The following is a 24,938-nucleotide window of genomic DNA, read 5'->3' as shown; positions in this document are numbered from 1 at the left end:
TCTCAGGAAATCTGGCAGACATAGTCGAAATAGACCTTGCCGACGACTGCGCCGCCCGGGTCGCGCAGGACCGCTTTCGCATCGACGTCGAGGCGGCCGGGTTCGCCACGGGCGGCCAGTTCCCGGACCGCACGGAGGTCGACGGTGGCGGTGGCGGTGATGGTTCCGGTCGCCGGGCGGGTGTAGACCGCGCGGCAGTCCCGCACAACCATCCACTCAACCCGCTCCAGGTGGGCGGCAGCGGTGCCGACAAACGCTGCTGCAGCACAGAACTCGGCACCCAGATACAGTGCGGCGGCGTGCACCGTGCCCACATGGTTGTGCAGATGCGTCACATCGGGGATCTGCGCCACCGCGCGCTCGGCATCGAGGTCGATGATGCGGATGTCGTTGTGTTCGGTATGTGGAGCCAGGCCGTTGGCCACCTCCCGCAACTTGGCGAAATCGGGATCCGAGCCTCCGAAGGGCACGAACGGCTCATAGGCCTTGCCGAAGAAGCTCATAGATCCAGCACCAGCCTCTCCGACGCTGCGCGCGACACGCAGACCATCATGGATCGCCCCGCCTGCCGCTCCGCGGCGGTGAGCACCGAATCCCGATGGACGATCTCACCCTCGAGTACCCCGGTCTCACAGCTCGCGCAGGTGCCCTCGCGGCACGAGGTCACCGGCGACACCCCCACCGCCTCCAGCGCATCGAGGATGCTCTGGTCGGCGCCGACGTCGACCGTGAGCCCCGAACTGGCCAGGCACACGGTGAAGGCCCGGGCGCCGTCATCCTCGACGATCTGCTTCGGGGTGAACCGTTCGGTGTGCACCGCGACATCGGGACCCGCGAGGTCCTCGACCGCTGCGATCAAACCCGCTGGGCCGCAGCAGTAGACCCGGGTACCCGGGCCCGCGTCGGCAAGGATGTCGGCAACCGGCAACGGCCCCAGTCGATCCTGTGGACGAACGCGCACCCGGGCCCCGTGGTCCCTCAGTTCGTCGAGGTAGGCCATCGATTCTTCGGACCGTCCGCCGTAATGCAGCTCCCACTCCGAGTCCCGTGAGGCGAGATCGGCGATCATCGGCAACAGCGGGGTGATGCCGATGCCGCCGGCCACGAAGACGTGGCGATCGGCGTCGGCGAGCGCGAAGTTGTTACGCGGCATCGAGATACGCAACTCGTCGCCGACGACGACGCTCTCGTGCAGGGTGATCGAGCCGCCCCTACCGTCGATCTCGCGGAGTACCGCGATCCGATATCTGTCACTGTCGGCGGGCGACGAGCACAGGGAGTACTGCCGCGGACCGATGCCGGGAACGTCGACGTCGATGTGGGCGCCCGGTGCCCACGTCGGCAGAGCCGATCCGCCGGGTGGGGTCAGGACCAGCTCGACGATGTCCGGCGTCAGCCGGCGACGGGTCTCGACCACCACGGACAGGGCTGCGTTGGCGGTGGATTGCGGGGGCATCGGATCTCCTCGACCGGCGACATTCGCCGATTGGCGACATCACCACGGTGACCGGGATTCGAGACGGCCGCATCACGGAGCGCTGCCCTTTGTTCGCGCGATTGGCAGTCTCTATCGATCACCCGCCGGCGGCGGCCGACCGCCGACACTGATCTGTGTTCCCGACCGGAAACGTCCCAAGGAGGACTGCTGTGACCGCAGAGACCGCGACTGAATCCGGGGAAGGACGCGTGTTGACCGACTTCGCCGCGGCCTTCCCCCAACTCGACTTCACCGCACCCGATTACGAGTACCTGCGCTCGGTTGCCACCGCCCTGGTCCCCTTCGGTGAGCTCGTCGGCACCGCCGTGACCGAGATTTCGGCGGAGCAGGCCGTGGTCACCATCGCAGCGGGTGAGTCGGTCACCAATCACATGGGGACCGTCCATGCGGGGGCCCAGTTCACCGCAGCGGACATCGCCGGCGCGTTGGCCTTCATCGGGGCTGCCGCCCCGCGGCTGTACACGATCGAACGTCTGGTCCTGCGTGCCGCCACCGTCACCTATCGCCGTCCGGCGCTCGGCGCGATCCGCGCGGTTGCCCACATCGACGAGCGTGAACTGCGATCGGTGCTCACCGCCGACGACGGCGGGCGCCATGACATCACCGCGAAGGCGGTCGTCCTCGACGACGCCGGGGTCGTCACCGCGAAGCTCGTCTTCGACTATGTGTGCGACGTCGTTGCGGCCACCCCCGGGAACAGCCGATGACCAGCGCACCGGCACCAACCCGTGAGGTCCTCGACGTCGTCACGACCGACGGCACCTCGTTCCGGCTGCATCTGTCGCCCGACCCGGGCGCGCCGACGGTGTTGGTGCTCCCGGCGATGGGCATGAAGGGCAAGCACTATCGCGGACTTGCCGATGCGATTGCCGCACAGGGCTTTGCCGTCGCGACGTGCGACCTGCGTGCCCAGGGCGAGTCCCGGCCCGCACTGGCCGACGCACCGAATTTCGGGTATCGGGAGATGCTGGAGATCGATCTCCCGGCGATCATCGACCGCCTCCGCGAGCACACCGGCACCGACGTCGTCCACCTCGTCGGCCACAGCCTCGGCGGCCAGTTGTCACTGCTGTACGCCGCCGCCCATCCGGATGCGATCGGCAGCGTCACCGTTGTCGCCACGGGAACGGTGTTCTGGCAGGCGTTCGATCGCCGCCGCCGGTTCGAGATCCTGTGGCAGACCCAGTGGATCGGGGCGGTCTCGCGCACCACCAAACGGTGGCCCGGTGGTGTGGCGATACCGGCCCCCATGGCGGGCGGCGTGATGACCGACTGGTCGATGCAGGCGTTGACCGGTCGGTACCGGGTCCGTGGTTCCGATATCGACTACAACGCCGCGTTGCGCACCTTGCAGCGCCCGGTGTTGATGATCTCCTTCGCCGGTGATCCGCTGGGCCCCAAGAGCACGGTCGACCATCTCGCCCGCCGGATGCCTGCGGCCTCGGTGAGCCACTGGCACGTGTCCGGCAGCGCACCCATCCGCTCCGGCGACCATTTCGCCTGGCTGAAGGATTCACCCGCGCTCGCCACCCAGGTTGCCGGGTGGTTCGACACGGCAATCGGTACGCGCCGACCGGAGCAGCAGTGAGCCGAATCGAGCTGGACTCCCTGACAAAGGCATTCGGCAATTCGCGGGCACTCGAATCGGTGGATCTGACGATCGGCGACGGGGAGTTCATCGTTTTCCTCGGGCCGAGCGGATGCGGCAAGTCCACCTTGCTGCGGACGATCGCGGGGCTCTCCGAGCCGACATCGGGTTCGGTCCGGATCGACGGACGCGATGTCACCGGCACGTCGCCGCGCGAGCGCAACCTCGCGATGGTCTTCCAGAGTTACGCGCTCTATCCGCATCTGTCCGTCGCGAAGAACATCGGCTTTCCGCTGCGTACCAGGCGGCTTCGACGTTCCGACATCGCCGCGCAGGTGGCCGACGCCGCCGAGTCGCTCCAACTGACACCGTTACTCAACCGGCGGCCGGCGGACCTGTCCGGCGGCCAGCGCCAACGGGTGGCCCTCGCCCGGGCGATGGTGCAGAAGCCGGGCGCCTACCTGATGGACGAACCGCTGTCGAACCTCGACGCCCAGTTGCGCTCGGCCACCCGTGGCGAGCTCATCGACCTCCATCGCCGCATGGGGGCGACGTTTCTCTACGTCACCCATGACCAGGTGGAGGCCATGACCATGGCCACCCGCATCGTGCTGCTCAATGCCGGTCGGGTCGAACAGGTGGGAACGCCGACGGAATTGTACGATCGTCCCGAATCCTCGTTTGTGGCAGCCTTTCTCGGCGCTCCTCCGATGTGTTTGTTCGACGCCGTCGCCGGCGGCCGCAACGGCCGGGTCGTCGTCGCCGCCGGCGGCCTGACGGTTCCGCTCGAATTACCCGCACCGACCGACTACTCCGCGCAACCGGTCACCGCAGGCATCCGACCCGAACGCATACGGCTGATCGCCGCGGCAGCACCGCGACCGACGGACGCGATCGAGGTCGGTGCGCGCGTCGGAACGATCGAGAACCTCGGCAGCGACGAGGTCGTGCACCTACGCGTCGGATCCACGGCTTTGCAGGCTCGCGTCGCGCGTCCGTGCGGCGTCCGGGAAGGCGATTCCGTGCGGCTCGCCATCGCCCCGCAAGACGTGCACCTCTTCGACCGGGTGTCGGGACGCCGACTGCACTGGGACCCCACCCCCTGCCCTCCACCCACCCGGACATCCGATCTCACCGAACCCGCCACACCATTCGTCTCCCAAGGAGCACTGTCATGAGAACCCATCTCCCCCTTCGTCATCTGGTGAGTGCCGTCGCCGTGTGCTCGGCGGTGACGCTGTTCGCCTCCGCCTGCAGCATGGGCAGTTCGTCGGACGACACGACGACCTCGGCCGTCCCCGAGCTCGGTCCCGATCAGAAGGTCTCCATCGTTTTCGAGAGCTACAACTACGGTCTGGCCGGCGCCTGGACCGACACCTTCAACACGTTGATCGCCAATTTCACCAAGCAACACCCCAACATCACCGTCAAGGCGCAGAAGCCGCAGGGCAACAGCCCGAATCCGGCCGGTGACGCCGTGTCCAGCGTGCAGAGTCAGACCGTCGCCGGTTCTCCGCCCGACGTCGCCCAACTCGGCTTCGGCGATTTCGACTTCACCATCCATCAGCTCGGCGCGAAGCCGTTGTCCACGCTCTTCGGCGAGGCAGCCGTGCAGGCCAACTTCCAGGGCGACAAGTACCCGTATGCATCGGCGGTGCGGACGTTGGGCGACTCCGGCGGGGTCACCTACGGTATCCCGTTCGTCATGTCCACACCGGTGCTGTACTACAACGCCGACCTGTTCCGAGCCGCCGGGCTCGACCCGGCCAAGCCGCCCACCACCTGGGACGAGGTCGCCGCCGACGCCAAAGCCATTGCCACCAAAACCGGAAAGGGTGGCGCCTACCTCGACTGCCTGACGAAGTCGGCGACCGATTGGTGCTACCAGAGCCTCGTTCGCTCCGCCGGCGGACAGGTGATCTCCGACGACCGCAAGACGTTGTCGTTCGCCGATCCCGCCGCACTCACCGTGACCACGATGGCGCAGAACATGGTGAAGTCCGGTGCCACCCCCGTCTACACGCAACAGCAGGGATACGAGGCCTTCGCGCGCGGCGACATGGGCATGATCCTGGAGAGCAGTTCGCTGCAGGCCACCTTCCTCAAGGGTGCCAAGGGCAAGTGGGAGTTACGCGCCGCCCCCCTGCCGGCCTTCGCCGGACACACGCCGGTACCCACCAATTCCGGTGTGGCGCTGTACACCTTTGCGAAGGATCCGGCCAAACAGCGCGCTGCCTGGGAACTGATCGAATACCTCACCGGCAATGAGGCGTTCACCACGATCGCCAAGGGCATCGGCTACCTTCCGTTGCGCACCGGACTGGTGAATGATCCTGCCTACCTCGCCGATTGGGCCTCGAAGAATCGAGCGCTGTTGACCCCGAATCTGGAGCAACTCGAGAAGATCAAGCCCTGGATGTCGATGCCGGGCAACAGCTACAAACAGATTCAGACCAATCTGATGACCGCGGTCGAGTCGTCGGTGTATCAGGGCGCCGACCCACGTGTCGTGCTCACCGACGCCCAGAACCAATCGACGCGCCTTCTCCCGGCGAGCTGAGGACGGCTTTTGATGACACCCGACTGCACCATCGTCCACCTCACCGATACCCATATCGTCGCGCCGGGTTGCCTGGTCCGCGATGTCGTCGACACCGCGGACAACCTTCGCACCGTCCTCGATCGCATCATCGCGACCGGGCGCACTGTCGATGTGCTCCTGCTGACCGGCGACCTCACCGACAACGGTGATCCACTCGCCTATCGTCGGCTTCGCGAGATCGTCGAACCGGCCGCCGCGACATTGGACGCACAGATCATCTATGCGTTGGGAAACCACGACTCGCACAGTGCTTTTCGAACCGAACTGGCACCCGAGACGAGCGGCTGCGACCCGTCTGAGATCCCGTTCGACACCGTGCACGACCTCGCGAACGTGCGCGTGATCACAATGGACAGCACCCTTCCGGGCCGACACGACGGCGGACTGAGCGCCGATCAACTGTCGTGGCTGGCAGCACAATTGGCAACACCGAGCCGCTCGGGCACCACGGTGCTCGCGATGCATCACCCGCCGCTGCGATCGGCGATCGATCCCATCGACGCGCTGCGACTGCGTGATCCCGAAGATCTCGCCGAGGTGATCGCCGGCAGCGAGGTTCGGATGATCCTGTGCGGCCACGCACATCTCACCGGCACCGGGGCGCTGGCGGGTGTTCCGATCTGGATCGGTCCGGCGATGTCGTACCGGATCGATCCGTTCGCTCCACTCGGTCGGCACCGCGGTTGGGTCGGTTACGGATTCACCAGGGTCGATGTACTCGACGGCTCGGTGGTGGCGACCGCCGTCGAGGAGACGCCGACCACCGCCGTCTACGACACCGACGAGGAGCAGACACTGGCCACACTGCGCGAACTCGCGCACGAGGTGTGAGGAGAGTGTTCGTCGAGTCACCGCCCGCGCCGAGCACCTCAGAACCCACCGACACCCGGCCCACGGACATCCGGCCCGATCCCGCGCCCACCGATCCCGCGCCTGGCGCCGACTCCGTCCCTGGCGCCGGTTCCGCAGGAAGGCGCTCGGGGGTGTCCGCGCGCGCACGACGCGTGATCGGTTCGGCCACCCCGTATCTGTATCTCACCCCCGCGCTCGCGATGCTGGTGATCTGGACCTACCGGCCGCTGGCGCAGGCCGTGCAGTTGTCCTTCTATTCCTGGAACCTCTTGCCCACCAGCCCGATGGTCGCCGTGGGCACCGAGAACTACCGACGCCTCGTCGATGTGCCGGAGGTCGGCGACTCACTCTGGCGCACAGTGGAGATCATCGTCGGGCTGCTTCCGTTCTCACTCATCCTGCCGGTGATCGTGGCGTTGGCGACCCGTCACGTGACCGGCCGGATGCGGGTGTTCTATCAGGCGATCATCTTCGCCCCGTTCCTCGTCGCGCCGGTCGCCTCGGCCGCGGTGTGGCGCTGGCTGGGCGAGCCCGAGTCCGGCGCGATCAATCGCGTTCTCGGTCTGCACGTGAACTGGATCAACGACACCCGCACCGCGCAGCTGGCGATCATCGTCATCACCGGTTGGCATGTCCTCGGTTTCGCGGTGCTCGTGGTCTCGGCCGGCATTTCCGGCATCAACCCCGACTACCACGACGCCGCCCGGGTCGACGGCGCCACCCGCGGGCAGATCGACCGCTGGATCACCCTGCCCCTGTTGTCGCCGTCGCTGGTCCTACTGGCATTGCTGACCGTGTTGCTCAGCGCCCAGTGGACCTTCCCACTGGTCGACACGCTCACCCAGGGTGGCCCATCGGGAGCCACCACCAACATCTATTACCTGCTGTGGGAGTACGGCTTCCAGACCTTCGACGCCGGCATGAGCGCGGCGGTCGGGATCGTTGTCTTCTTGTGTTTCGGCGTCCTCGCCGCCATCCTCGTCCGCCTCTCCGAACGGGCCACCTTCCATGACGACAAGTAGTCACACCACACCACACCACGACCGGGGCACCGGTGCCCGCGTGCGCGGACATCTCGTGCTCGCGAGTATCGCGCTGGTGTGCGGATTCCCCATCTATTGGCTCGTGGCGACGTCATTGCGCCGCCCCGAGGACCAGTACTCCCTGCGCCCGGTACCCTGGCCGCTCTCGTTGGAGAACTACGCCGATGCCGCCGCGCAAACACATGTGGTCACCCTGCTGGCCAACACGTTTGCCGTCGCCGCCGGGTCGACGATCGCCCAACTGCTCATCGCCCTGCTGGCCGCCTACGCCTTCTCGATGTACGAGTTCCGCGGGAAGCGCCTGCTGTTCGTTGCCTTCGTCGGGACCTGGCTGGTCCCCTTCCAGGTGACCATGCTCCCCAATTACGTTCTGCTCCAGCAGCTCGGCATGCTCAACACCCTTGTCGGCGTCATGATGCCCACCCTGTGTTCGGCGCTGGCGGTACTCATGTTGCGCCAGCACATGGATTCGTTCCCGAAGGAATTGATCGCCGCGGCCCGCATGGACGGCCGTACGTCGTGGACCATTTTGTGGACCGTCGTCGTCCCCAACCTCCGGCCGGCTCTCGCCGCCCTGTCGATCCTGCTGTTCATCAACGCCTGGAACGAGTACTTCTGGCCTGCGGTTGTCCTGCAGCGTACGAGTTCGGTTGTCCAGCTCGGGCTTCGGAGCTTCATGACGGCCGAGGGCACCGACTGGGGCGCGATGATGGCACTCGCCGGTATGTCGTGCCTGCCGGTGTTCGTACTCTATCTGCTGTTGCAGCGCCACATCGTCAACGCGTTCGTGCGCTCGGGCCTGAAGTAGACCCGAGCGCCAGCGATGTCACCGCGAGTGCGGCGACGCCTCACACCTGCGGCCGTACCGCCGTCACCGATCCGGGCAGCCGTACCCCGGCGGTGCGCAGCGCCGCCACCCGCGTGACGATCGCGGTGCCCCGCATCAGCTCTGCGGCCACCTCGGCGACCCTCCGTTCCCCGACATCACGGAGCCGGGTGTCGGCCACCCAGCGATTGAACGCCCCGAGCGCCGGACCGCACCAGATCTGATAGTCGGCGACCCGCTCGGCGTCGCCACGGATCGCCCAGCCCGACGACAGTCCCAGATACCAGCGGAAGATCAGCGCCATCCGTAGTTTCGGGTCGTCTGCGGCGCCGGCGAGTTGGCGTGGATCTCGTTGCGTGAAGTAGTCGACGCACTCTGCCCACACCTCGTCACACGGGCGTCGGAGAATGGTCTCCTCGATCTCCCGGCGTGTCTCGGGCGGCATCGACTCGATCCCGTCATGGTCACGATAGAACTCGAAGAGCCGGTTGGCCCGGGCCGCGAACATCGTTCCGCGGCGCAGGACCTGCACCTGCACGCCCATCTCGAACATGTCCGATGAGGCGGCCATCGCCACATCGGCCACATCGGCGGTGCCGAGAAAACGCTTGGCCGTTGCCGATTGGTCGGCTTCGACGCATGCCTGGTTGATCGATCCGGTCACGACGTAGGCTGCACCCATCGCGAACGCGCCGGCCAGCGCGGTCGGGGTTCCGAGCCCGCCTGCGGCACCCACTCGGACCGAGGCGGCGGCGGGGAACTCCGATGCCACGCGATCCCGAGTCGCGATGAGGTCGGGCAGCAATACCGGTAGCGGCCGACGATCGGTGTGTCCGCCGGAGTCGGCCTCGGCGGTGATGTCGTCGGCGACCGGGATGCGCCGCGCCCACTGCCCCTGTTCGGCCGTGATGTGGCCGTCGGCGACGAGGGCGTCGATCATCGTCGGTGGCGCCGGACGGAGAAACAATTCGGCGACCTCCGAGCGGGAGACCTTGGCGATCAGACGATGTCGTGGCGTCACCCCGTCGGGGCCGAGGTGGAGTCCGGCCAATCGGTACCGGAGGATCGCCGGGGTCAGCGACATGAATGCCGACGCCTCGACGCAGCGCACCCCGTGTCGCAGGCAGGCATCGACGATGGCGTCCTCCAGAGCCGGCTCGCTGGGGCTGTGGATCAGGTTGCACGCGTAGGGAGAGTCACCGAGGGTTGCCGACAACTCGGCCAGCGCGGCGTCCACGCGTCGCGGCAGCACGCCGGCCGCGCCGTACGAGGCGAGATAACCGGCGCGCGACATCGCCACCACCATGGACACCGAGGAGATCCCGTTGGCCATCGACCCCGCCGCGTATGCCGACCGCACGCCGTGGAATCGTCGGAACTCGCTGTCCCCCAGCATCTGCGGCGGCAGTGGCGGCACCGCTGCCAGCACCTGCGCGTCTGTCGCGGCCGATGTCGCACCGAGGCCGCGCGTACCCCGCACGATCCGGCACGGCTGCTCGAGGTCGTGCAGAACGGCTCGGATCGTCGCCGTGGTGTGGGCGATGGTGCCGTCGGTGCCCGACGGCACGCCGGAATGTGTGGTGAGGGTCATCGCTGGATGGCCTTTCGGTCATGGAGTTCGATTCCGAGATCGGTCAGTTCGTAGATGCGCAATCCCGGTTTCCACAGGGAGGCGTCGACGACGACCACCACCGCGTGCTCACCGACGTGCACCGATTTGATGTGCACCTCCACCTCGCAGTGTTCGTCGGAAGGCAGGAACTGTCCGCGGTACTTCCAGCCGAACGCGACTCCGGTGGGGATGGCGAATCCGGGTTCTGCGTAATCGCTCCCGTGGCCGGCGTCGATCATCCATTCCTGAACGGCCTGGACGACCGTCTCCACTCCGAGTGATCCGGGAATCACCGGATCGAGGTGGAAGTGCCGCTCGAAGTACCAATCGTGGGGGTCGATCGGCCGGATCAGGTGAAGACAGCCCAGGCCGAATTCGCCGCCGCCGTCGACGACGTCGACCCAGTCGAGCAGGGCGAGCTTGCCCACCGAACGCGGCATCCGGTCGGTGGCGCCGCGGCGCGCGGCAATGTCGATGCGCCGGGTGCGCGGCCGGACCTGTTGCGCGGCAATCCAGCTGGGACGAGTGATGCCGGCATCGAGCCCGGTCTGGGTGGCCAGCGCCTCGTCGCTGAAGTAGCCGAACAGCGTCTCGCCGCTGTAGAGGGTTTCGCCGTCGACGCTCAGCGTGTAATCGAAGGTCTGCAACGACGATCCGGGCAGGATCGTGGTGGACAGCAATCGCGAGTGTTGACAGATCGTCTTGTCGCGGAGGTCGACCTGACGGTGCAGTGTCGCGGTCCCACCGAGATTGCGCAGACTGGCGGTTGCGTGTGGGTCGACGAGCGTCGGCCCGGCGTAGTACCCCATCAACAGGGCCGCCTGCAGGGACGTCTCCATGAAGACGAAATGCGGCATCGACTCGTTGGCCGTGTCGGCGAAATACCACGAGTCGGCCGGCGCGTCGTACTCGGTGTTATACGCCGCAGGACCGAATTCCGCTGTTTGCCTGCTGTTCTCATTTCCCGAGTAGTCGACGACCCGGTCGACCAGCAGCAGACCCCCGGTGGGCAATCGGGTGGCGCGACGGCCGGTGTACACGCCGAACTCGGGACCGAGCGCGAGTGCCTGGTCCCCACGCGACAGGTGCGCCATGTGGAATTCGTTGAGCAGGACATGACGACCGTCCCGACTGGTCCGGGCCGACGGGGACGGCGCACCGCCACCGGCTCGGGGACCGACGTGGGTTCCGGGGCCCTCGCGGAGAAGGACCTCGACCTGACCGTGATCGTCCTGGGCCACTCCGTTATCGGTCACCCCGGCGTCGGTCACCCCGGCGTCAGCCGCCACGACCTCGGCCACGAGATGTGGGCGCGGAAGCAGATCGATCTCGCGGATCTCGAGCCGGAAGGGCCCGGCGGGGAGATCGTGCGACGACCTCAGGGCGACGTGAGCGGTCGGGTTCGGCAGGCAGTCCGGCAATCCGACGAGAGCCGCGAAGATCACCGCCGCGACCTTCACCGCATCCTGCGGCGCGGCTCGGCGGGCCGGTGTGGCACTCAGGGCGCCCAGGCCGCGGGAGCCACCACGCACGGAGATGTCGGTGACGACGTCGACGGCCACCGGTCCGGGGTATCCGGCCCGCGAGAGCAGTGCGGGCAGTTCGCCGGGACGCAGGGTTGTCGCCGAGGGACGGGTGAGAGGCTTGAACGCGCCTTCCGGCGCACTCGTGAGTGCTCCCGCCCGATGGTTGCCACCCGACCCGTGTGTGTCGCCCGACGCCGGCGACGGTGGTTCAGAAGCACTGCGCGAGAATCGATGTCCGGACAGTGCGCGATCGACGAGGGCGCGCTGCAATGCCGTCTGTGCCCGTAGGGCCGCGCGATGTGCCGAGAGCACCCCGGCGGCGAGGTCGGCGACCGAACCCGTCATCAGCCCCGGCGCACCCACCGGGCCCGCTCCCCCCGCCGGACCGGTACGGGCCGCGGGGATCGGGGCGACCCGGGCGGGTACCGGCTCGACCGGTTCGGCGTCCCTCGGCGCCTGCGGCGAACCACCGGAGAACGGGTCGAACACCGGGCCGTCAAAGGCGATCAGGTCGAGAGCGGCGTCGTCGTCGAATGTGCTGTCGTCGAAATCGGTCTGGTCGACCGTGGTCTCATGAAGAGTGGTCTCGTCAAAAGTGGTCTCGTCAAAAGTGGTCATGGATTCCATTGCCTCACTGAGTCACTGAACTTGTCGGAGAGATCGGCGGTGGTGACCACCGTGACGTCACCGAGGTGCGCGAGCATCGTGTGTGCGGTGTCGTAGACGGTGACGTCACAGATCACCTGGGTGTCGGCGACCCTCGGGTGGCCGGCGACCACCAGGAACGGGTCGGTATCGGGCAGTGGGTGGAGGTGGGTCCACGCACCCACTCCGAGCGGCAACCAGGCCCCACCACGGAGTTGATGGCCCAGCACCGGCGGTACCTGCAGCACCAGATCGGCGAGTACGGGATCGTGCAGAGCACCTCGGTAGGCGTCGATGATCACCGAATCGTCCGGTGGATCGACCGGTTGCGGACGTGAGCACTCGACGATCACCGTGTCCGGGGACGGCCGCCAGATCTGCCGCATGCCCTGCAGCGCGGGCCCGTGGAATTGGATTGCATCGCAATATAATTCGTTGCCCGAGGCCCCTGTGCCGAAGTCGTCGGGCAAGGCCACGACCGATAGGTCCGGTCCGGGTGCCGAATCGAAGAGGTTCGCCCGATACCGCGGTACCGGGCCTCGGTCGGCGGCGGTGGTGATCGATGCGACGAGCCGGCCCTGTGCGGGAACGATCTCGACGTTCGGCGCCTCGAGTGGAGCATCGTCGAACACGATGCCGCGCAACACCTCGAATCCCTCGACGCGGCGGATTGTCCGTCCCGGCGCACTTCGTTCGGCCACGCCGATCATCGCACCGATGGCGAAGGTCGCAGGCAGAACCGGATGCGCACCGATGCGGTGTGCCAGCAGCACAGGCTGCCGCGCGAGTTCGGTGAGCGAACGAACGACCTCCACCGACCGGTCGGGTTCGATTGTGGGGCAGAGGGATGCGTCTTCCCCGACGAGGACCGCGGTGTCGTCGCGTCGGTGCTGCCCGTACTGTTCGGTGAAGGCACGCACGCCGACCTCCGGCGGTAGTAGGGTCACCCCACGCGCCACGAAGTGGGCACGAAGCGTCTCGTCGACCATCCCGGCGTCCCACGCTCCCCAGTCGATCGCGGTCACGTGACGGTCGGGGTGGCGAGCCTTCCACCGCGCGGCGAAGCGCACCAGCGCCTCGTTCGCCACGGCGTAGTCGGCCTGTCCGGCATTGCCGTACAGGCCCGCGACCGAGGTGAACAGCACCAGGCTCCGCAGTGGTGAGTCGTCGGCATCGGCACCCAGCGCATCGAGGAGGGCACCGAGACCGAGGAGTTTCGGCGCGAACACCGAGCGGATCTGGTCGCGTGTCTTCGACATCAGAGGTGCATCGGCGAGCACTCCCGCACCGTGCACGACAGCGGTGATCTCCGCTCGGAGCGGGGCCAGTGCGGCGGAAACCGACTCCGCATCGGCGATGTCGGCACTGACGTAGCGCACCCGAGGCGACGAGCCGTCGGTGCCGAGTCGGCGCAGGAGCGCGGCGATCTCACGTCCGGCCAGCACTGCGGCACAGGACCTCCCGATCTCGGCCGGTGTCGGACGAGAGGAGGCCATTGCAGCGATGGCTGCGGCACGCAGCCCGGTGTCGGCGACACCCCGCGCCCATTCTGGTTCGTCCGCGAAGGGGGTGCGGCCCATCAGGACGAACCGTGCGTCGCAGCGTTCGGCGAGCGCCTCGACACACAGCGCGGTGATGCCACGTGCACCACCACTGACCACCACCACGTCGTCGGCCGTGAGCTGATCGACCTCCGGGTTCTCCGCGATCGGCGTCGACGAGTGTCGGTGGTGGCCCCGGTGCGGCACCAGGGTGCGCCGCCGCCCCGCTGCGTCGATCCCCACCTCGACGACGTCGGTCGCGCCGTCGGTGATCTCGGCCAGCACGTGTCTCGCACACCCCTGCGCGTCGAGCCGCTCATCCACGTCGAGCGCCCGGACGAAGAGCGCAGGATGTTCGGCCGCAACCGTTTTCACCAGACCGCCGACTCCGGCGACACTCGCCGACACCGCGTCCGGAAGTGGGCCGCAGCCGCGCAGCACGTCGGCCGATGCGAGCCCGAGGTGACCGTCCACCGCGGTGACGGTCACCAGCCCGGCACGACGTCCGGTGCGCTCGGCCTGTGTGACGAGCCCCTCCACCACGGTGCCGGCGGCGAGAATCGCCTCCTCGAGCCGGGCGGCCGTCTCGGCCAGTCCACCCATCGCCGACGCATCCTCATCGGTCCCGGTGGGGAACACCATCACGCACAGGTCCATCGGTTCCCGCACCACCGAATCGTCGCTCGGGGCGCCCGAGTGGTCGGTGGCGTCGGGGGCGTCGGGGGCGTCGGGGGCGTCGACGAACGGTCGGGCCGACTCGGCGACCCGCCAGCCGTCGGCCCGCAATGCCTCGGCGATGGCTGGCGCCCGGTCGTCGAAGACCCCGATGCCGAGGACCACGGCGACGGGCTGATCGCCGAATGGGCGGACGGCGCGATCGATCGGCGGCAGCTCCGCCGTCGCAATGAAGTGACGCCGAACAGCGGGGTCCGACGTCGGTGCCCCGTCACGCGGGGCCTCACCTTTTGGGTCGGCATCACCACCGGTGGTCAGCAGCGCGACGATCTGATCGAGGGAGCGGGCCGTACCGAGTTGTTCCGGACCCAAGCTCGGCAGCTGCGGGAACCGCGCCTGCACCTCCCCGAGAACTTGCACCCGCTTGATCGAATCCACCCCGAGATCGGCTTCGAGATCCATTGCCGGATCCACCATGTCCACCGGATACCCGGTCCGCTCGGCAACCACCTCCCGCAGCGCCGACCGCACATCGTCGGCGGTCACCACGGTCGTTTCGGCCGAATCCTCCTGCGCCATCGGTGGCGTCGGGACCGGATGATCCGGCGCCGCCGCGGTCGCCGCGTCCACCGCGAGGAGCGCAACGATCTGATCGAGGGAGCGGGCCGTACCGAGTTGTTCCGGACCCAAGCTCGGCAGCTGCGGGAACCGCGCCTGCACCTCCCCGAGAACTTGCACCCGCTTGATCGAATCCACCCCGAGATCGGCTTCGAGATCCATTGCCGGATCCACCATGTCCACCGGATACCCGGTCCGCTCGGCCACCACCTCCCGCAGCGCCGACCGCACATCGTCGGCGGTCACCGCGGTCTGCACAGCAGCCTGGTCGGGCGAGGTGGGCTCGGGCGAGGTCGGCTCCGGCGAGGTCGGCTCCGGCGAGGTCCGTTCAGGGGGCGCCTCCTCGGGGCCGGCCGGTGAACCGACGGACGGCGCGTCGGTGGTCCGGAGACCCTGCGCCTGCGACACAGTCGGTTGCACCGCCGACGGGGCGAGGGCCGCCGGGCTCGACTCCTCCCGCATGATGTCCATCGACGGTGCGGGCGAGGTGCGCATCGGAACGGTCGGCGCGGCCCCCTGGTCCAGCGCGACGATCTCGGCAATGACCTCGCTGGCACGAATGTGCCCCTCGCTGATGGCAATTCCGTGCGTGCTGACCGCGCCGATCGCGGCGAGCGTCGCCGGGTCGGCGTGGGGTTGCGCAACCGCCTGCGCCAGTTCGCGAGCCAGGGTCAGCTGCCCTTCCAGATAGCCGCGGTGGGTGTGCAGGTGATCGGCCAGGAGCGCACCGAGGTCACCCGCCGGGGCTGCGACCTTCTCGGCGGCAGGCCGTGTCGGATTGACGGTGACGTCGGGGGCAGAGGGGATCTCCATGGTCATGTCACTCTCTGTGGGTTGTGCGAGCGTGGTGGCAGCGATCGGCGGCGCTTGTGACGAGACGTCGACGGCGGTTCCGTTCGGACGGCCCGCCGTCGACTGTGCTGCCGCTGACTGGGCCGCTGTTGGTTGGGCACCGATGCGAAAGCCGTCCTGGAGCGCATCTTTATAAGCCTGCTTGCGCACGGCGGGAACGTATTCCGGCGCCGACAGGGTGACCGTCATGCCCGTCGACGGTCGCGGCGCCACCGGATCGGAGGCGTAACGGTTGATACCGGTCAGGGGTGCACCCAGCACCGCGAGGTGAACAGCGGCACGCTTGAGTGCCACGTCACTGTCACCGAGCGGACCCGCGTCGGTGGGTATCGCGACAACGTCGTCGAGAGTGCGGTCGACCAGTGACGTGAGCACCTTCTTGGGGCCGAACTCGACGAAGACATTGCACCCCGCGTCGGCCATCGCCGACAACGCCGCGGCGAACTCGACCGGCCGGCGCAACTGGCCGACCAGGGTGTCGCGGTTGTGTTCGATGTCATCCCCGTAGTGCGCGCCAGGCGAATTGGCGTACACAACTCCGTGTGGAGCACCGATCGTCGCAGCCTCGGCCGCCGGGCGAAAGGCATCGACCGCATGGTCGACGTAGGGGGTGTGGAAGGCCGCCGACACCGGCAACTGCCGAAGGTTGAGACCCGCATCGCGCGCGTCGGCGGCAAAGCGCTCGACCGCGTCCGTGCCGCCTCCGACGACCACCTGGTCGGGTGCGTTGTGGTTACAGAGCCAGATGTCGTCACGACCGTCGAGCATCTCCTCCACCCGGTCGCGGTCGGTCGGAACGGCGAGCATGGTTCCTCGATCGCCGTCGCCGGACGGTGCCATCGCCGCTCCACGGGCGCGCGCGAGTGCATGGAAATCGTTGTCGCTCAACGATCCCGACGCCCACAGCGCGGTGAGTTCACCAAAACTGTGTCCCGCGAAGTCGGTGACGGACAGACCGAGCTCGGCCAGGAACCCGAACTGCCCCGCAGCGAGGGCACCGATGGCGGGCTGCGCGAATTCCGTGCGACGCAACATGATTTCCTGCGCCTCCCGGTCCTCGTCGGTGAACGCCGGCGGCGGATACACCACCGAGCCCAGTCTCGTCGAAGCGCCGGCGAAGACGGCATTGGCATCATCGAAGGCACGGGCGAGCGTGGGCACGTTGAGTGCCGCGGTGATACCCATGTCCACGTACTGACTGCCCTGACCGGCGAACAGCGCGGCCACCCGCAGGTCGGGCATCGCCGCGGCGGCGTAGTAGATCCCCTCCGGGTGCCGCCACGACGACGCGCCGGGCTGCGCGATGAGTTGCTCGACGGTCACCTCCCGCAGATACTCGGCGTTCGCGTCGTCGGACGAGACGAAACCCACGCGTACCTCGTCCGCCGGGACGTCACCGTCCACCGGCGACTCGGTGCGCACCCGGTCGATCAAGGTGGCCACGTCCGGCGCATGCCACAGGTGTGCGCGAGCCACCGAGTGCAGTGGTCGGGTCGCGCCGAGCGAACCGGGTGCCTCCTCGAGTACGACGTGGAAGTTGGTGCCACCGAACCCCATCGCCGATGCGGCCGCACGCCGTACCGGCCGGTGGGGGTCACGAATCCACGGCCGGGTACGTGTGTTGACGTAGTAGGGGCTGTCGGCGGTGATCGCGGCGTTCGGTGCGGCAACGTTGATGGTTCCCGGCAACACCCGATGATGCAGTCCGAGAGCCAGTTTCATCACACTCGCGGTGCCCGCTGCCCCCTTGGTGTGGCCGATCTGCGATTTCACGCTTCCGACGGCGGCGAACCGGGTCTCCGACCCGTCGGCGAGAAGCTCGCCGAGAGCGGTGAGTTCGGTGCGGTCCCCGACCGCGGTTCCGGTGGCATGCGCCTCGAACAGCTCCACCGACGTCGGCGAGCATTCGGCATCGGCGTACGCGCGCCGCAATGCGACGAGTTGTCCCTCGGCGCGCGGGGCGTAGATGCTCTTGGACCGGCCGTCGCTGGAGGACCCCAGACCACGGATGACGGCGTAGATCCGGTTGCCATCGCGCTGCGCGTCGGACAGCCGGCGCAGCGCCAGCATGGTGATGCCCTCGCCGAGCAGGGTGCCGTCGGCGTTGTCGGAGAAGGGCTTGATCGCGTCGGTCTTCGACAGCGCGCCGACCTTGCTGAAACACATGTAGATGAAGATGGAGTTCTCGGTGTCGACGCCACCGGTGATCATGGTGTCCGCGCGTCCGTCGACCAATTCGGCCACCGCGGTACGGATCGCGGCGAGAGACGCAGCGCATGCGGCGTCGACGGTACAGTTCATTCCGCCGAGACCGAGCCGGTTGGCGATACGCCCGGCCACCACATTGGCGAGCAGCCCCGGGAACGAATTCTCCTCCCACGGCGCGAACGCCGCGGTGAACTTCTCGGCAAGACGATCGGCATCGTCGTCGGAGATCCCGCAACTACGCGCCACCTCTCTGAGCACCGGGGTGGACAACCGTGCGGCCAAGGGATGCATCAGCGGAACGGGCCCGGTGGTGCCGAGCACCACACCGGTACGGCTCGGGTCGTACCACTCGGAGCCGGGCGCGCCCGCATCGAGCAGAAGATCGCGCGCCACACCGAGACTCAGCGTTTGCATGGTGCTGGTGACCTCGAGCTGATTGGGGGGCAGCCCGAACTCCAACGGATCGAATGCAACATCCGGCAAGAAGGCCCCGCGTCGCGAATAGGTCTTGTCCGGAGCGGACGGATCGGCATCGAAGTAGTCGTCGAGGCTCCACCGTGAGTCCGGCACCTCGGTGGTGCAGTCGACGCCGTCGACGATGTTCTGCCAGTACTGGCCCAGATCGGCCGCCTGCGGCAACAGCCCGGACATACCGACGATGGCGATGGGATTGCGCGCGAGTCTGCGCTGGACATGACGATCGGTGTCGGCGCCGGTGGGCGCGCCGACATCGGCGGAAGGCACGGTGGTCACGGGTTCTCCTTGGCGAAAGTGAGTGCAGGTCAACGCGCGCACGCCGGGGCATGCGCGGTGCGGGTTGGTCAGGCGGCGACGATCGTGCCGGTACGCGCCGACACCGCCGCGACGGCCTGTTCGGCAAAGTCGGCGTGCCCGCGTGGGCTCGGATGCAGCCCATCGGGACTCCACATCTCCGCACGGGTCCACGCGCTGTCGGCGGCGAGATCGATCAACTCCGTACCGGTTGTCGCGGCGACACCGGCCAACAGATGATTGGCCTCGGCGAAGCGGGCACGCAGCAGGTCCCGGAATCGGTCGGGTACCGGCAGTCGCGCAGGAATATCCGGATAGTTGGCGGTGAACACCACAGCTCGCGTCGCGGCGAGGCGAGTGAAGATCGTCTGCAGGTTGTGTTCGAACCGTCGCGGGTCGTAGTCGCTGACGAGATCGTTGACACCCACCACCACCCCGACGACGGCGGCATGGGTGGCGAGTTGGCGCACCGCATGCCCGAGTTGCTCGTCGAGCACCGTGGTGGTGGTCGCCTGGTGGGCACCCAGGTTGAGCACACGCGATGCCGGTACCCCCAATTGCCCCGCGAATCTCGGGACCCAACCGTGGAAAAGGTTGCCGCGCAGATCTCCTCGCCCCTCGACGAAACTGTCGCCGAGGGTCACCACACCAGCGCCACTCATGCCGGCACCAGATGCCGGTCGGCCTCGGGCAGGTCCACCTCGCGGTACAGCTCCGCGAGTGCCTCCGGATCGAAGAACTCTTCCGCGGAGATCCCGCCACCGATGTGGCCGAAGAACTTCTTGGTGTACCGAGGACTGTGGCTGGCGGCGCGGAACACCGAGTCGTGGTACGGCGTCAGGGAGAGGTCGGAGATGGCGACGGTGAAATCGAAGCTGTGCACGCTCGCGGCATCACGTTCGAGTTCGTACGATTCGAGCGCCTCGGCCATCGGCCGCGCGCCACCGAAGCCCTCGGTGATCCGATCGGCGAGCAGTTCCGCGTTCTTGAACGCGTCGGTGATACCGAGACCGGTGAATGGATCCTTGTGGTAACCGGCGTCGCCGACCAACGCCCATCCGGGTCCGTGGGAACGACGGAAGTAGTTGTCGGGGTACAGCATCGGCCGGAAAGGCTCGGCTCGCTCACCGTTCTCGCGCAGTTGTTCGCCGTACACCGGGTCAACCGCATCGACGATCTCCTGCACACCGGCATCGGGATCGGCACGGAAGTCCCGGAATCGGTCGCGGCGGCGCATCACCGCGACCAGCGAGAGACCGTCGTTGGTGGGCCACGACCCGAACTGCTGCTCGCCGAATCCGGTCCGGTGCTGCATGCCCCAGTCCAGGCCGCTGTAGTAGGAGTAGAAGATGAAACATCCGGCAGGAGCGTGCTTGTACATCTGTGCGCCAACCAGTTTGGCCACGGTCGATCCCGCTCCGTCGGCGCCGATCACCAATGGCGCCCGGAACTCGACGGATCGCCCGTCACCGTCGCGGCCACGGATTCCGGCCACCGAGTCGTTCTCCTCGAGGAGGTCGGTGACGGTGAATCCCTCCATCACCTCCGCGCCGGAGCGTCGTGCCGCGTCGACGAGTATCTCGTCGAGAACGGTGCGACGCGGACAGTACACGGCGTCGATCCCGCTGATCGGGTCGGCGAAACCGGCGAGAGTGATGTCGGTGTAGGTGAAGTTGAGATGACGGACCGGCGGACATCCCGTGGCCACCAACGTATCCAGCAGATCCCAGTCACGCAGACGTGCCAGTCCGGCCTGGTGAATGTAATGGGTCGAGATCGTGTCGCTCGGAAAACGGGCCCGGTCGACCGCCAGCACGCGGAACCCACGGCGAGCGAGCAGCATCGCGAGGGGTGCACCTGCCGCCCGGGCGCCTACCACAATGACGTCATACATCGGAAAGTCCTTTCGCTGTTCGGTTTTGGTCGCCCTCGGCTCGTTCGGTCCAGGCCGGTAGGGTGATGCCCACAGCATGCCTCCGGCGGAATGGGCAGGCCCGGACGAACAACGCTTGCCCATCGCACCATTGCTGCGCTCTATCGTTCCCTCGGAGGACACCCGGTGGCCCCGACCACGGACGGTCAGGCCGTCCGTCCGGTGGCCGTCCCGTACAGGGCGTCGACGGCGTCGGAGTACGCGGCCTCGATCGCCGCCCGCCGAAGCTTGAGCGAGGACGTCAGCAGACCGGATTCCACGGTGAAATCACCGGGTACGACCAGAAAGCCACGGATCGCCTCGGCCCGCGACACCAACGAGTTGGCGTCGTCGACACCCTGCTGCAGCTCGACGCGCAGATCGTCGTCGTCGAGGCCCGGACCGCTGCCGGTGGCCGCGCACCAGCGTTCGTGCGCAGCGGTGTCGAGCGTGATCAAAGCGGTCACGAACGGTTTGCCGTCGCCGATCACGATGCAATTGCTGACGAGCCGATGCAGCCGGACCCGGTCCTCGAGGACCGTCGGTGCAACATTCTTGCCACCGGAGGTCACCAGGATTTCCTTGCGCCGACCCGTGATCTGCAGATAGCCATCATCGATTCGACCCAGATCACCTGTGTGCAACCACTTCTCGGAATCCACCATGTGCTGCACCGATGCCGACCCCCAATACCCGGGACTCACATTCGCGCCACGAACCAGCACCTCGCCGTCGTCGGCGATCGCCACCTCGGTGCCGGGGATCGGGCGACCCACCGTACCGATCCTGTTGGTCGACGGTGCGCTGACCGTGACAGCGGTGGCCGCCTCGGTCATGCCGTAACAGTTGAGTATCGTGACTCCGTGCTGCGCGAAGAATCGCGCCGTGGACTCGTCGAGCGAGGCACCTCCGGAGATCACGAAGCGCAAACGAGAACCCCATCGGTCGGTCGACGGGGTACCGTTGTCGGCCTTGCGCATCTTCTCCAGCGCATACGGTACGAGAGCGAGAAAATCGGGCCGAATCGAGTCGAGCCCGGCGATCAGTTGCGGAATTCCGGGAAACAGATGAGTCGAGGTGCCCGCGAGTAGACACGCGAACAGGATCGTCTGGCCGAATACGTGGGACAGCGGGAGTCCGAGTGCGGTCACGCCGTCGAAGATGCCCTCGGTCTGCTTGACGGTGTTTGCCGCGGAGGCATACATGTTTCGGTGTGTGATCATTGCGCCCTTGGGCGCGCCCGTGGTCCCGGAGGTGTAGACGATCATCGCGAGGTCGTCGGCGCGCACCGCACCGATCCGTTCGAGCAGTTCGGGATGCCGCGTGGGCTTCCAGGCGGAGACCTCGGCGAACAGCCACGGTTGCCCGGCGCCGGCAACCCTGAGCCGTTCGAGATCGTCGTCGGTCTCGCCGAAGAACGCGGTCGCCCCCGAGTCGGCAACGATGTGCGCGATCTGCGCTGCCGACGAAGTGGGGTAGATCGGCACGATCACGCCTCCGACAGCGAGCACCGCCAGATCGATGATCGCCCAGTCGAGTCCCGTGCGTCCCAGCACCGCAACCCGATCACCCGCTCCGACACCGCAATGCAACAGCGCGCTCGCGACGCGCTCCACGTCGGCAATCACTTCTGCGCGACTGTGACGACGCCGGCCGTCACCGAGTGACAGCTGATCCAGACCACGGCTGGACACCTTGGCGACCATCGGATACAACGAGCACGGGTCGGGTAATTCGAGTCCCGGGCCGGTGAACGAAATAGGTTTCATACCACCGATTTTCGTCGTATCCCGACGGTGGGGCAACGGCCAAACAGCTACCGCGCGAACGAAATCGCCTATCGTCGTGGACGAATTCAGCCCACCATGCGGTGCTCTTCGGGACCGTTCACCTCGATGCAATCCAGAAAATGTGCCACTGCAGCGTTCGTCTCCTCCGCACGCCACACCGCATACAGGTCGAGCACCGGAACCGGATCGACCAGTTTCACCGCAACGGGGTCCGGTCCGGTGGCACCGAGCCCGACCGCAACAGCACGAGGCAACGACGCGAACCCCACGAGGGGTTTGGCGGTGACCATGTGGGCGGTGGCACCCGGATCGTCGGCCGACTGGGCGACGCTGACCTCGATGCCGCAATCCGCGGCCGCATTGAAGATCGCGTCGTACATCGCCGGGGTCTGGTCACGGCCGAACATCAAACACTGTTCGCCGGCCAGATCGGAGAAGCGGACCACCTTGCGGCCGGCCCAGCGGTGGCTGCGGCCGACGATGGCCACGATCGGGATGTTCGCAAGAAGTCGGCGGTGCCGGAAGTGCGCCCCGTGCGGACGCCCATAGGCCAGCGCCAGATCGAGCGACCGGTCCACGAGACCGGCGAGTTGGGGCCCGGTTCGCTTTTCCCACAGCGAGATCGAGATGTCGGGGTGCTCCCTGCTCATCCGTGCCATCGCGTACGGGAGGATGTAGCGACCCGCGGGCATGTTGTAGCCGACGTTCAACGAGCCGCACAGTCCGGCCGCGGTCGACTGCGCCGAGCTGGCCGCCTGCTCCATCTGCCGCATGATGAGTCGCGCGTGCGCCTCGAAGTCCTCGCCCGCGGAGGTCAGTCGGACCTCGTGCGAGTTTCGAACGACGAGCTGCACCCCCAGAGACTTCTCCAGTTTCTGGAGCTGAGCGCTCAGTGAGGGTTGCGTGAGATGAAGGCGCGCTGCCGCTTTGCCGAAGTGGAGTTCTTCGGCGATGGCGATGAACGAGGCCAGGTGTCTGAACTCCACGATGCCACCCCTCACGTGTCCGGAGTCGATTCGGATCAACCGTAGCGAGAGGTAGTAACGTGCGGTGAACAGCAGGCCACAACAGCTGGTGGATATCGCGTGGTTCAGGTCACATGACCACGCGCTCCCGATACCGCCCGAGCGTGTCTGCGTCGACGCCACAGGCAGCCAGGTAGCCCGCCGGATCACCATGTGCGGCGATCATCGCCTCGTCGGCCGCACGCAGATAGTCGGTGCGCACACCCAGATAATCGGCGGGGATGTCCGCGTCGGGATACCGGCGCGCGAGCATCGCCCGCAGATCCTCGACCGCGTCATTACTGCGCAGGTAGTCGGATTCGATGGCGTCCTCGACGACACCCGCTGCACGCAATGCGGCAGCCACCGCCCACCCGGTGCGGTCCTTGCCCGCCGAACAGTGCACCAGGACAGTTCGTCCGAGCGCGACCGATCCGATGATCGTTCGGATCGCCCGCCCGGCCCCCTCGAGTGTCGGGTATGTGCCGTAGACCTCGATCAGGTGCTCGCGCGCAGCATCGGCCGAGAAGGTCCGCGACGACGTCGGGATGACCGGATTCTGATGGAACGGCAGAACCAGCCCCTCGATGTGATCGGGCAGCGCGTCGGCGCCCTCTGCCTCACACTCTCGGCCCGACCGCAGGTCGATGACCGTGTCGACGCCGAGACTGTCCAACGCTGCCCGGCCGGCGTCGTCGAGCCGGCCGAGATGCGCCGAGCGGAACAACAGTCCGCCATTGACCGTGCGGCCGTCAGCGGTGGGCAGACCCCCGACGTCGCGCACGTTGAAGGAACCGGGCAGCTCGATCCGACCGGGAGAAGAAACCGTCATGAACTCACGCTAAGGCATGCGCCGCGGGCTGTCGTTCCGGCGTCCTGCGCCGACACCCGAGTCGGTCAGCACCACGCGAAAGACGAAGGCCGCCTCCGGCCCGAGGACCCCACCGACGAGGTCGGTGAGGGTGACCACGAAACCCCGGCCATGCGCCGGTCCGGTCGCGTCGTCGAGGTGATGTGCCACCTCGTGCAGGATGACCAATTCCCGGAGCGCCCAGCGCCCTTCCCGGGAGTCCGGGATGGCGATCTCACCGATGTCGCGCCGGTATTCCGCCGCCCGGTATCCTCCCCTGGCCCGGACCGTCACCGGCTCCGATGCGCGCGGAAAGCGTTGTCGCACCGAGTTCATCGCCAACACCCGCTCGACGTAGGAGCGCACCGACTCCACCGAGGAGAACAGCGCCTCGGCGGGCAGGGTCAGCTCGGTGCCGGCGATCTGCACGGTTCGGGCCGAGCCCACCCGATCGAACATCCGGTGCACCAGCCGCTCGGCCTCATACAGTCGGGACCGACCCGAATCACGCGCAGTCATCGACTC

18 protein-coding genes are annotated in these 24,938 nt (G+C 67.3%); 7 read left to right on the top strand and 11 right to left on the bottom strand.

All coding sequences use genetic code 11. The features are described from left to right. Positions 1-2: 2 nt before the first annotated feature. Positions 3-503 carry a DUF4442 domain-containing protein gene (locus P3L18_RS22400; RefSeq protein ID WP_079928969.1) on the bottom strand — a complete coding sequence of 167 codons (501 nt, stop codon included), beginning with the start codon at positions 501-503 and terminating at the stop codon, positions 3-5. Further along, the gene (locus tag P3L18_RS22395; RefSeq protein ID WP_079928968.1) at positions 500-1,456 is read right to left on the bottom strand and encodes a PDR/VanB family oxidoreductase; all 957 of its coding nucleotides are present in this window, start codon (positions 1,454-1,456) and stop codon (positions 500-502) included. Before P3L18_RS22395 ends, P3L18_RS22400 begins: the two co-directional genes overlap by 4 nt. Before the next feature lie 191 nt (positions 1,457-1,647). Between P3L18_RS22395 and P3L18_RS22390 the strand changes: the two genes are divergently transcribed. From P3L18_RS22390 to P3L18_RS22360, 7 genes are all read left to right on the top strand, one after another. Continuing rightward, a complete protein-coding gene (locus tag P3L18_RS22390; RefSeq protein ID WP_006368364.1) occupies positions 1,648-2,205 on the top strand; it encodes a DUF4442 domain-containing protein in 558 nt (185 codons plus the stop codon). Then, positions 2,202-3,086 (top strand): alpha/beta fold hydrolase, encoded by an 885-nt coding sequence (locus P3L18_RS22385; protein ID WP_006368363.1) that lies wholly within the window; start codon positions 2,202-2,204, stop codon positions 3,084-3,086. Before P3L18_RS22390 ends, P3L18_RS22385 begins: the two co-directional genes overlap by 4 nt. Next, positions 3,083-4,264, top strand: coding sequence for an ABC transporter ATP-binding protein (locus tag P3L18_RS22380; protein ID WP_014361129.1), 1,182 nt, complete (start codon positions 3,083-3,085; stop codon positions 4,262-4,264). The genes P3L18_RS22385 and P3L18_RS22380 overlap by 4 nt, the downstream gene beginning before the upstream one ends. Beyond that, a complete protein-coding gene (locus P3L18_RS22375; protein ID WP_006368361.1) occupies positions 4,261-5,646 on the top strand; it encodes an ABC transporter substrate-binding protein in 1,386 nt (461 codons plus the stop codon). The genes P3L18_RS22380 and P3L18_RS22375 overlap by 4 nt, the downstream gene beginning before the upstream one ends. Positions 5,647-5,658: 12 nt before the next feature. Further along, positions 5,659-6,519 (top strand): metallophosphoesterase, encoded by an 861-nt coding sequence (locus P3L18_RS22370; RefSeq protein WP_276115266.1) that lies wholly within the window; start codon positions 5,659-5,661, stop codon positions 6,517-6,519. Positions 6,520-6,671: 152 nt separating this feature from the next. Beyond that, positions 6,672-7,562, top strand: coding sequence for a sugar ABC transporter permease (locus P3L18_RS22365; RefSeq protein ID WP_079928965.1), 891 nt, complete (start codon positions 6,672-6,674; stop codon positions 7,560-7,562). 55 nt (positions 7,563-7,617) lie between these two features. Beyond that, positions 7,618-8,391, top strand: a complete 774-nt coding sequence (locus P3L18_RS22360; RefSeq protein WP_006368358.1) for a carbohydrate ABC transporter permease — start codon at positions 7,618-7,620, stop codon at positions 8,389-8,391. A gap of 40 nt (positions 8,392-8,431) precedes the next feature. Here the strand turns inward: P3L18_RS22360 and P3L18_RS22355 are convergent, their stop codons facing one another. From P3L18_RS22355 to P3L18_RS22315, 9 genes are all read right to left on the bottom strand, one after another. Further along, positions 8,432-10,000: a PfaD family polyunsaturated fatty acid/polyketide biosynthesis protein gene (locus tag P3L18_RS22355; RefSeq protein ID WP_276115265.1), complete on the bottom strand. Its 1,569-nt coding sequence runs from the start codon at positions 9,998-10,000 to the stop codon at positions 8,432-8,434. After that, complete coding sequence (locus P3L18_RS22350) at positions 9,997-12,165, bottom strand: beta-ketoacyl synthase (protein WP_276115264.1); 2,169 nt, start codon at positions 12,163-12,165, stop codon at positions 9,997-9,999. The genes P3L18_RS22355 and P3L18_RS22350 overlap by 4 nt, the downstream gene beginning before the upstream one ends. Further along, complete coding sequence (locus tag P3L18_RS22345) at positions 12,162-18,839, bottom strand: type I polyketide synthase (RefSeq protein WP_276115263.1); 6,678 nt, start codon at positions 18,837-18,839, stop codon at positions 12,162-12,164. The genes P3L18_RS22350 and P3L18_RS22345 overlap by 4 nt, the downstream gene beginning before the upstream one ends. A gap of 68 nt (positions 18,840-18,907) precedes the next feature. Then, positions 18,908-19,519, bottom strand: coding sequence for a GDSL-type esterase/lipase family protein (locus P3L18_RS22340; RefSeq protein ID WP_079928959.1), 612 nt, complete (start codon positions 19,517-19,519; stop codon positions 18,908-18,910). Next, on the bottom strand, positions 19,516-20,751 hold the full coding sequence (locus P3L18_RS22335) for an NAD(P)/FAD-dependent oxidoreductase (RefSeq protein WP_079928958.1): 1,236 nt from the start codon (positions 20,749-20,751) through the stop codon (positions 19,516-19,518). The genes P3L18_RS22340 and P3L18_RS22335 overlap by 4 nt, the downstream gene beginning before the upstream one ends. Before the next feature lie 185 nt (positions 20,752-20,936). After that, complete coding sequence (locus tag P3L18_RS22330; RefSeq protein WP_276115261.1) at positions 20,937-22,538, bottom strand: AMP-dependent synthetase/ligase; 1,602 nt, start codon at positions 22,536-22,538, stop codon at positions 20,937-20,939. 86 nt (positions 22,539-22,624) lie between these two features. Further along, entirely contained in the window at positions 22,625-23,545 is a 921-nt protein-coding gene (locus tag P3L18_RS22325; RefSeq protein ID WP_079928961.1) for a LysR family transcriptional regulator, read from the bottom strand. A 109-nt stretch (positions 23,546-23,654) separates the two neighbouring features. After that, positions 23,655-24,395, bottom strand: a complete 741-nt coding sequence (locus tag P3L18_RS22320) for a tyrosine-protein phosphatase (RefSeq protein ID WP_079928956.1) — start codon at positions 24,393-24,395, stop codon at positions 23,655-23,657. Positions 24,396-24,404: 9 nt separating this feature from the next. Next, positions 24,405-24,932, bottom strand: a complete 528-nt coding sequence (locus P3L18_RS22315; RefSeq protein ID WP_079928955.1) for a TIGR04338 family metallohydrolase — start codon at positions 24,930-24,932, stop codon at positions 24,405-24,407. Positions 24,933-24,938 lie beyond the last annotated feature (6 nt).

This window comes from Gordonia sp. N1V, from assembly GCF_029269935.1.
In the GTDB taxonomy this organism is placed as follows: Bacteria; Actinomycetota; Actinomycetes; order Mycobacteriales; family Mycobacteriaceae; genus Gordonia; species Gordonia polyisoprenivorans.
Note: the sequence above shows the minus strand (reverse complement) of the source record. Positions and strands in the feature narration are given on the sequence as shown.

What these genes read in the sequence shown, in the direction of transcription:
- P3L18_RS22400 (WP_079928969.1), bottom strand. Translation starts at nt 503, where the DNA reads ATGAGCTTCTTCGGCAAGGCCTATGAGCCGTTCGTGCCCTTCGGAGGC.
- P3L18_RS22395 (WP_079928968.1), bottom strand. Translation starts at nt 1,456, where the DNA reads ATGCCCCCGCAATCCACCGCCAACGCAGCCCTGTCCGTGGTGGTCGAG.
- P3L18_RS22385 (WP_006368363.1), top strand. Translation starts at nt 2,202, where the DNA reads ATGACCAGCGCACCGGCACCAACCCGTGAGGTCCTCGACGTCGTCACG.
- P3L18_RS22375 (WP_006368361.1), top strand. Translation starts at nt 4,261, where the DNA reads ATGAGAACCCATCTCCCCCTTCGTCATCTGGTGAGTGCCGTCGCCGTG.
- P3L18_RS22370 (WP_276115266.1), top strand. Translation starts at nt 5,659, where the DNA reads ATGACACCCGACTGCACCATCGTCCACCTCACCGATACCCATATCGTC.
- P3L18_RS22355 (WP_276115265.1), bottom strand. Translation starts at nt 10,000, where the DNA reads ATGACCCTCACCACACATTCCGGCGTGCCGTCGGGCACCGACGGCACC.
- P3L18_RS22350 (WP_276115264.1), bottom strand. Translation starts at nt 12,165, where the DNA reads ATGACCACTTTTGACGAGACCACTTTTGACGAGACCACTCTTCATGAG.
- P3L18_RS22340 (WP_079928959.1), bottom strand. Translation starts at nt 19,519, where the DNA reads ATGAGTGGCGCTGGTGTGGTGACCCTCGGCGACAGTTTCGTCGAGGGG.
- P3L18_RS22335 (WP_079928958.1), bottom strand. Translation starts at nt 20,751, where the DNA reads ATGTATGACGTCATTGTGGTAGGCGCCCGGGCGGCAGGTGCACCCCTC.
- P3L18_RS22330 (WP_276115261.1), bottom strand. Translation starts at nt 22,538, where the DNA reads ATGAAACCTATTTCGTTCACCGGCCCGGGACTCGAATTACCCGACCCG.
- P3L18_RS22320 (WP_079928956.1), bottom strand. Translation starts at nt 24,395, where the DNA reads ATGACGGTTTCTTCTCCCGGTCGGATCGAGCTGCCCGGTTCCTTCAAC.
- P3L18_RS22315 (WP_079928955.1), bottom strand. Translation starts at nt 24,932, where the DNA reads ATGACTGCGCGTGATTCGGGTCGGTCCCGACTGTATGAGGCCGAGCGG.